Consider the following 7,381-nt stretch of genomic DNA (forward strand, 5'->3'; position numbering starts at 1 on the left):
CCCTGGACGCCGCCGGTGGGCAATTATTCGCTGCTGGCCACGCCCTACGGCGGCGGCGGGGGCAGTGGCCCGGCCGGCACGCCGCTCACGGTTTCGTTCTCGGTGACCAACCAGGTGGTGGGCGCTTCCTACACGCTGGGCGTGGCCACGAGCGGCAGCGGCACGGTTGCGAAGAGCCCGGACCAGGCCACCTACCCCAGCGGCACGCTGGTGAGCCTGACGGCCACGCCGGGCGCCGGCCAGCAGTTTGCCGGCTGGAGCGGCGACGCCACCGGCACGGCCAACCCGCTCCCGGTGACCATGAGTGCCAACAAGGCCATTACGGCCACGTTTACGCCCATTCCCAGTGGGCCGGCCGTGGCCAGCTTCACCCTCGTGAACGCCGATACGGACCTGGACTTGCAGGCGCTCACGGCAGGGGCGGTGCTCAACCTGGCCACCTTGCCCACGCAGCACCTCAATGTGCGGGCCAACACCAGTCCGGCCACGGTGGGCAGCGTGGCCTTTGTGCTGAGCGGAACGCAGGGCCAGAACCAGACCGAATCGGTGGCCTCGTATGCCCTGTTTGGCGACACCAACGGGGATTATAACGTCTGGACGCCGGCCGTGGGCAGCTATTCGCTCAAGGCCACACCCTTCAGCGGTGGCAGCGGAAGCGGCACGGCCGGCACGGCGCTCACCATCGCCTTCACCGTCACGAACCAGGCCGCCCGGCAGTCGGCCACGGCCTTGGCTACCACTGCTGCCACGGGCGGGGCCGCCGTGCAAAAAGCTGCGGGCCAGCCGGCCGTTACCGTCCCGGCCGCCGTGTATCCGAACCCATCGGGCACTGGCCGGTTTAGCCTCGTGCTACCGGCCGTTTTCGAGGGCGAGGTGTCTTACGAGCTGTTGTCGTCGCTGGGCGCGAAGGTGAGCGAAGGGACGCTGACGGTGCTGCCCACCACTTCCCAGGTAGCGCTTGATTTCTCTGCCTCAACGGGGGCGTCCGGGGTGTATTTTCTGTACCTGCAGGGCAAAGTGGCCCAGGCGCACCTTAAGCTGATTCGCCGGTAAAGGGCAAGTGGTGCAAAGCCCTGCCGGGTACCTCCCGCGTAACTGCACTACAAAAAAAGAAGTCCTGGCCGAGCGCCGGGACTTCTTTTTTTGCCAGGTTGGCGGCGGTTAGCGGGCGGCTAACCGCCAAGTAGTAAATCCGATACAAGGAAGTATTTTTTTGGGAAAGAAATACCTCATCTATGACCTGATTCATTCTGTTGATAAATAAAGAAAAACCTTGCTTCCCAATACGGGAATGCCTCAACCTTGCGGGTGGTGCTGCGTTCTAAGACACAGATTCAGATTGGTAATGTCTTTTCTAGAAAACATCCTGCCTCGCCCGACCTGGAGCCGCGGATGGTTATCGGCATAGAAAAGCGTTATGAGCCAGCTACTGAAGTTCTAGTGCGAATTACCGGCAAGCAATTGCCAAACCATGACCAGCCAAACAATAGGGAATGCCCCTGGCCTTCGCCACGAAGCCATCGGGGCGCGGTGTGCCCGCGCCGCTCGCCCGGCCGCCCACGAATACCCCACGCCCGGCCTTGCGCCCAAAGCCAGCCGCGTTGCGCTGGTCGAAAACATCAAAAATGCCATCATCGAGCTGGTGTACTCCTCGACTGAACTGCCCAAGCGCCGCAACTCGGACCACCTCAGCCAGCGGCTTAGCCATGACTACACCTACCTGGCCAACGTGTTTTCGGAGGCCACGGGCGGCTCCATTGAGCAGTGCATCATCGGGCTCAAGGTTCGCCGGGTGAAGGAATTGCTGCTGGAGGACGAGCTCAATCTTACCCAAATAGCTTACAAGCTGAACTACAGCAACGTGGGGCACTTGTCCAACCAGTTCAAGAAGGTGACGGGCCTGACGCCGAGCTTTTTCAAGCAGTTCATGCACCAGCGGCGCCTCGCGCTGGAGTGCATCCGTGCGGCAAGTGGGAATCGTGTAAATCTTTTTTGTAATCCCGTAACATCTGCCGGAATCAGGCGGCTGAATTTTGTAGCGTAATATCTCCCCATCCCTCGTCCCGAAAATCATGAAAAACAACTATCTATTACTCCTGGCGGCGGCCGTTTTGTGGGCTGCCCCCAAAACCAGCGTTGGCCAGGTTGCCCCGGCTTTGGGGGCTGCTTCCAGCTTTGCCATGTTTACCGCGGTCGGGGCCTTCGATAACGTCGGCCCCAGCGTAATCAAAGGTGACATTGGCACCAACGCGGGCGCTTTCAGCGGCTTTCCGCTGGGGGTCGTCATGGGCAGCATTCACGTTGCGGACATTGTTTCAACGCAAGCGGCTACGGATGTGCAAACGGCCTTTTCCTATATGTCCACCATCCCGTGCGTGGTGCCGCTGGCGGTGTACGGCGGCCCCGTCAGCAACCCGCAGGTGCTGATACCCGGCTCCTACTGCGTGGGCGCGGCCACCACCCTGGCTGGCAACCTGATTTTAGATGCGCAGAATAACCCGAATGCCTTGTTTTTTCTGCGAGTGTCCGGCGCGCTGACCACCGCCGCGTCGTCGACCGTAACGCTGATTAATGGCGCCTCGGCGGCTAACGTGTACTGGCAGGTAACGGGCCGGGTCGATTTGGGCCAGAACTCCGTTTTCCGGGGCACGCTGCTCGTTGATGGCGCCATCAACCTCATACAAGGAGCTTCGCTGATTGGCCGGGGCCTTTCGCGAGGCGGTGCTATTACGATTGACACGGGCACGGCCACCCTGCCGAGCCTGGTCCCGACCGCGACTTCGACCTTCTGGCTGGGCAGCGGCACCACGGATTGGTTTACGGCCGCCAACTGGTCGGATGGCGTGCCCACCAGCCTCCTGGATGCCGTCGTGCCCACCGGCACTTCGCCCTACCCGCTGATTGCCAGCGGCAGCGCGGCGGCCAAAACCCTGACAATTGGCAGCAGCGCCAGCCTGACGCAAAGCGGCGGCACCCTGGACGTGAAAGGTGCGCTGGATAACAGCGGCACCATCAGCGCCACGGCGGGCACCGTGACGCTGAGCGGCACCACGGCGCAGGCCATCGGCGGCGGCGGCAGCACCCAGTTCTGGGGCCTGGCCATCACCAACACTGCCGGCGCCACTCAGACCGGTGCGGTGAGTATTCACGGCGTGCTGGCCCTCACCAACGGCGGCCTCAGCACCGGCGGCCGGCCCCTGATGCTGCTTTCTGACCCGGCCGGCACGGCCCTGGTCGACAATGCCGGTGGCACGGTGAGCGGCGCGGTCACCGTGCAACGCTACATTGCCCCAACCGCGAACCCTGGCCTGGGCTACCGCCACTACAGTGCCCCGGTGAGCAACACCACCGTGGCCGACCTGGCTACCGCCGGCTTCAGCCCCGAGGTGAGCCAAGCCAGTACCTACAACGCCTCGGCCACGCCGAGCACGACTACACCGTTCCCCACCGTGTTTGCCTACGACCAAACCCGCGTCACGCTGACCAACAACATGGGCGCGTTTGACAAAGGCTTTGTGGTGCCCGCCAGCCTGACGACGCCGCTGGGCGTGGGCCAGGGCTACGCCGTCAACATCGGCGCTTCACAGGTGGTCGATTTTGTGGGCACGCTCACCACCGGCGACCAGGTTCTGAACCTGAGCCGCAACAGCTCGGCCTCAACCAACGGCACGGACGCCGGCTGGCAGCTGCTGGGCAACCCGTACCCCGCGCCGCTCGACTACAGTCTGGTGGCCCTTGCCGACCGTTCCAACCTTGATGCGGCCATTTATGTGTATGCCAGCGCCAGCCAGTACGGCGGCACCTACCGCAGCTACGCCAACGGCGTGGGCAACCCCGTGCTGCCGGTGGCCCAGGGCTTTTTTGCCCGCGTGAGCACCGGCCAGACCAGCGGCACGCTCACCTTCCGCAACAGCCAGCGCCTCACGGCGCTCAACAATACCACTTTCCAACGGACGACCACTGATACCCGGCCGCTGGTGCAGCTGGAGCTGCGCGGCACCACCGGGGCCGCCGATGCCCTGTATGCGTACGCCGAAACCGGTGCCACCCCTGGCTTCGATGCCCAGTACGACGCCCTGAAGCTGCCCAACACCACCGGCCTGAACCTGGCCTCGGTGGCCAGCACCAGCGAGGCGTTGGCCATTGATGGTCGCCCGGCTTTCACCACCGCCACCGTACTGCCCCTGACCGTGGGCGTGCCCGCCGCCGGCACCTACACCCTGACCGGCGTGGCCCTGAATAACCTGCCCGCCACCCTCGACGCCTTCCTCACCGATGCTGCCACGGGCCAGCTGGTGAACCTGCGCACGCAGCCAGACTACACCTTTAGCGTAACTGCCACGCAGGCTGCGGCGCTGCTCACGGGCCGCTTCACGCTGAGCTTTGGGGCCCGCTCGGTGCTGGCTACGGCCACGGCCCTGACGGCCGCCGAAATCACCCTCTACCCCAACCCGGCCCACAATGCCTTCACCGTGCTGGTACCCGCCGTGGCCGGGGCCACTCAGCTGCACGCGGAGCTGCTCAACAGCCTGGGCCAGGTGGTGCGCCGCCAGGACGCGGCCCTGCTGGCCGCCGGAGCCCGCCTCGCGGTGGATGCCGCCGGGCTGGCGGCGGGCGTGTATGCCCTGCGCCTGCAAGTAGGCGCCACCACCCTGGCCAAGCGCGTCGTCATTCAATAATTTCTTTCGCCGGCCCCAAAGCCGGGGCCGGCCTTTACTGCCTTTCCTCTCAATACCATGAAGCATTATCTATTTTCAGCCGCTTTGCTGCTGGCTGTGTGGTCCTTGGCCAGCGTATCAGCTCTGGCTCAGCCCGGTTCGGGTGGCCCCGCCCCCGGCACCGCGCCCACGGATACACCCATCGACGGCGGCATTTCGCTCCTTCTGGCCGGCGGGGTGGGCTATGGCCTGCGCAAGCTGCAGGCCCGCCGCAAGGCCCAACAATAAGTCCCGGCGGGAGTGGGCTAAAAGTGAGCAAAAAGAAAAAGGAGCGATGGCCAAGTGGCCATCGCTCCTTTTTTATCGGGTAGCGCCGGATTATAGAGCGCGGCAAACATTATGGAAATCGGGGCTAAGCGTTGGCCAGGGCGCGGTCGAGGTGCACATAGCCGCCGTCGACGTGCAGAATCTGGCCGGTGGTGTGGCTGCTGCGGGCCGAGAGCAGGAAGGCCGTGGTGTTGGCAATTTCCTCGGCGGTGGTCATGCGGTTTTCGAGCGGGATTTTGCTGGTGATTTCGCGCAGCTTCTCCTCGGGGTTGGCCAGGGTTTTGACCCAGGTTTCGTAGGCGGGCGTCCAGCATTCGGCCACCACCACGGCATTCACCCGGATACCGTACTTGAGCAGCTCCACGGCCCACTCGCGGGTGAGGGCGTTGCGGCCGCCATTGGCCGCCGCGTAGGCGGAGGTGTTGCCCTGGCCGGTTTCGGCGGTTTTGGAGGAGATGTTGACGATGGCGCCCTTCGATTTTTTCAGCTCGGGCAGGGCGTGGTGGGCCATGAGGTAGTAGTGCACCAGGTTCTTGTGCAGGCTGGCCATGAAGCCGGGGTAGTCGCCGGTTTCCAGGCCCACGCCGTCGTTCACGCCGGCGTTGTTCACCAGGCCATCAATGCGGCCAAATCCGGCCACTACGGCTTGCACGGCGCGGGCGCATTCGGCCGGTTCGGCCAGCTCGGCGGCCACCTGCCAGGCCCGGCCACCCGCGGCTTCGATGGCGGCCACGGCCTGCTGGTTATCAGCCGCATTGCGCCCCACGATGACGGCCACCGCGCCCTCCCGGGCCAGCACCCGCGCAATGCCCTCACCGATGCCCCTGGCGCCGCCGGTAACGATAATGACCTTGTCCTGCAGCTGTAAATCCATGGTGGAAATTGATTATAAATGATAGAAAGCGGCCGCGTTACCGCCCCAGAACCGGGCCTGCTCAGCAGCCGAAAAAGCGGCCAGGTAATCGGCTACCGGACCCAGCGCCCGGCCGTAGCCGCCGGCCACGCTGCACACCGGCCAGTCGGACCCAAACATGACCCGTCGCGGCCCAAAAGCCTCAAAAACAACGTCCAGGTAGGGCCTGAAATCGGCGGGCTGCCCGTGCTGCCAGTCGGCTTCCGTCACCAGGCCCGATACTTTGCACAGCACGTTTTCGTGCCCGGCCAGGGCTTGGATATCGCGCTTCCAGAACTCGATTTCGCCGGTTTTGATGAGCGGCTTGGCCAGGTGGTCGAGCACCAGGGGCTGATTGGGAAGGGCCGTCGCCAGCTCGGCCGCATAGCCCAGCTGGTCCGGCAAAATCAGCAGGTCGTAAGCGAAGCCGTGGTGGTACAAGGCCGTCAGGCCGCGCCGAAACGCGGGCCGCAGCATCAATTCCCGGTCAGTTTCGCCCTGCAAAACGTGCCGGAAACCTTTCAGCTTCGCGAATTGGCTGTAGTGCGCCAGCCGTTCCCCGATGTTCTCAGCCCGCAAATCGACCCAGCCCACCACGCCCCTGATGAAGTCGTGCCCAGCCGCCAATTCGAGCAGGAAATCAGTTTCCGCTTCCGATTGGCTGGCCTGCACCGCCACGCAGCCATCGAAGTCGTGCCGGGCCAGAATTGGCTGCAAATCCTCGGGCAAAAAGTCGCGCCGGATGGCGGCCATGTCGGCCGTTATCCAGGCCTCGCGCACGGGGTCGAAGCGCCAGAAATGCTGGTGCGAATCAATCCTTGGCATATGCCTTCAGCGTTTGGCGCGAGGTGCCCAGGCCGTCGATGCCCAACTCCACCACGTCGCCGGGCTTGAGGTAGATGGGCGGCTTGAAGCCCAGGCCCACCCCGGCCGGCGTGCCCGTCGAGATGATATCGCCGGGCAGCAGCGTCATGAACTGGCTGAGGTAGGAAATCAGGAAGGGAACCTTGAAAATGAGGTTGGCCGTGGTGCCGTCCTGCATCATCTGGCCGTTCACCGTGAGCCAGAGGCGCAGGCTGTCCACGTCCCCAAGCTCATCGGGCGTGGCCATAAACGGGCCCACGGGCGCAAACGTGTCGCAGCCCTTGCCCTTGTCCCAGGTGCCGCTGCGCTCCAGCTGGAACTCGCGCTCCGACACGTCGTTGTGCAGCGCGTAGCCAGCAATGTACTCGTGCGCATCGGCCTCGTCCACGTAGGAAGCGCGCTTGCCAATCACCACGGCCAGCTCCACTTCCCAGTCGGTTTTCACCGAGTTGCGGGGGATGATGACGTCGTCGTTGGGCCCCACGTAGGCCGTGGTCGATTTCATAAACAGCACCGGCTCGGGCGGCGGCGTGGCCCCGGTTTCGCGGGCGTGGTCGGCGTAGTTCAGCCCGATGCACAGGATTTTGGACGGCCGCGCCACCGGCGGCCCCAGGCGCTCGCCAGCGGCCACGGGCGCCAG

Annotated in this window: 8 protein-coding genes; 4 read left to right on the forward strand and 4 right to left on the reverse strand. The window is 64.3% G+C overall.

Translation table 11 applies throughout. The features are described 5' to 3' along the window. Positions 1–1,053: InlB B-repeat-containing protein (locus tag J4G38_RS20470; protein ID WP_449555733.1), on the forward strand; the 1,053-nt coding region annotated here is incomplete at its 5' end. On the opposite strand, the gene J4G38_RS20475 is transcribed toward J4G38_RS20470, so the two are convergent. Beyond that, positions 1,034–1,249, reverse strand: a complete 216-nt coding sequence (locus tag J4G38_RS20475) for a hypothetical protein (protein WP_210513941.1) — start codon at positions 1,247–1,249, stop codon at positions 1,034–1,036. The genes J4G38_RS20470 and J4G38_RS20475 overlap by 20 nt on opposite strands. 222 nt (positions 1,250–1,471) lie before the next feature. Here J4G38_RS20475 and J4G38_RS20480 point away from each other — a divergent pair, with 222 nt between their 5' ends. Genes J4G38_RS20480 through J4G38_RS20490 form a run of 3 tightly spaced genes read left to right on the forward strand, consistent with a single transcriptional unit; the run spans position 1,472 to position 4,946 of the window. Beyond that, positions 1,472–2,044 carry a helix-turn-helix domain-containing protein gene (locus tag J4G38_RS20480; RefSeq protein WP_210513943.1) on the forward strand — a complete coding sequence of 191 codons (573 nt, stop codon included), beginning with the start codon at positions 1,472–1,474 and terminating at the stop codon, positions 2,042–2,044. 28 nt (positions 2,045–2,072) lie between these two features. Beyond that, positions 2,073–4,679: an ice-binding family protein gene (locus J4G38_RS20485; protein WP_210513945.1), complete on the forward strand. Its 2,607-nt coding sequence runs from the start codon at positions 2,073–2,075 to the stop codon at positions 4,677–4,679. 57 nt (positions 4,680–4,736) lie between these two features. Next, positions 4,737–4,946: a PID-CTERM protein-sorting domain-containing protein gene (locus J4G38_RS20490; RefSeq protein ID WP_210513947.1), complete on the forward strand. Its 210-nt coding sequence runs from the start codon at positions 4,737–4,739 to the stop codon at positions 4,944–4,946. 124 nt (positions 4,947–5,070) lie between these two features. On the opposite strand, the gene J4G38_RS20495 is transcribed toward J4G38_RS20490, so the two are convergent. From J4G38_RS20495 to J4G38_RS20505, 3 genes are all read right to left on the reverse strand, one after another. Further along, the gene (locus J4G38_RS20495; RefSeq protein ID WP_210513949.1) at positions 5,071–5,859 is read right to left on the reverse strand and encodes an SDR family oxidoreductase; all 789 of its coding nucleotides are present in this window, start codon (positions 5,857–5,859) and stop codon (positions 5,071–5,073) included. A 12-nt stretch (positions 5,860–5,871) separates the two neighbouring features. After that, positions 5,872–6,702 carry an amidohydrolase family protein gene (locus J4G38_RS20500; RefSeq protein WP_210513951.1) on the reverse strand — a complete coding sequence of 277 codons (831 nt, stop codon included), beginning with the start codon at positions 6,700–6,702 and terminating at the stop codon, positions 5,872–5,874. Beyond that, positions 6,689–7,381: fumarylacetoacetate hydrolase family protein (locus J4G38_RS20505; protein WP_226163614.1), on the reverse strand; the 693-nt coding region annotated here is incomplete at its 5' end. The genes J4G38_RS20500 and J4G38_RS20505, both read right to left, overlap by 14 nt.

Origin of the sequence: Hymenobacter terricola, from assembly GCF_017921975.2 — a bacterium.
Lineage (GTDB): Bacteria > Bacteroidota > Bacteroidia > Cytophagales > Hymenobacteraceae > Hymenobacter > Hymenobacter terricola.

Bases quoted from the DNA above. Each gene is read 5' to 3' on its own strand.
- J4G38_RS20475 (WP_210513941.1), bottom strand. From the start codon at position 1,249: ATGAATCAGGTCATAGATGAGGTATTTCTTTCCCAAAAAAATACTTCC.
- J4G38_RS20480 (WP_210513943.1), top strand. From the start codon at position 1,472: ATGACCAGCCAAACAATAGGGAATGCCCCTGGCCTTCGCCACGAAGCC.
- J4G38_RS20485 (WP_210513945.1), top strand. From the start codon at position 2,073: ATGAAAAACAACTATCTATTACTCCTGGCGGCGGCCGTTTTGTGGGCT.
- J4G38_RS20490 (WP_210513947.1), top strand. From the start codon at position 4,737: ATGAAGCATTATCTATTTTCAGCCGCTTTGCTGCTGGCTGTGTGGTCC.
- J4G38_RS20495 (WP_210513949.1), bottom strand. From the start codon at position 5,859: ATGGATTTACAGCTGCAGGACAAGGTCATTATCGTTACCGGCGGCGCC.
- J4G38_RS20500 (WP_210513951.1), bottom strand. From the start codon at position 6,702: ATGCCAAGGATTGATTCGCACCAGCATTTCTGGCGCTTCGACCCCGTG.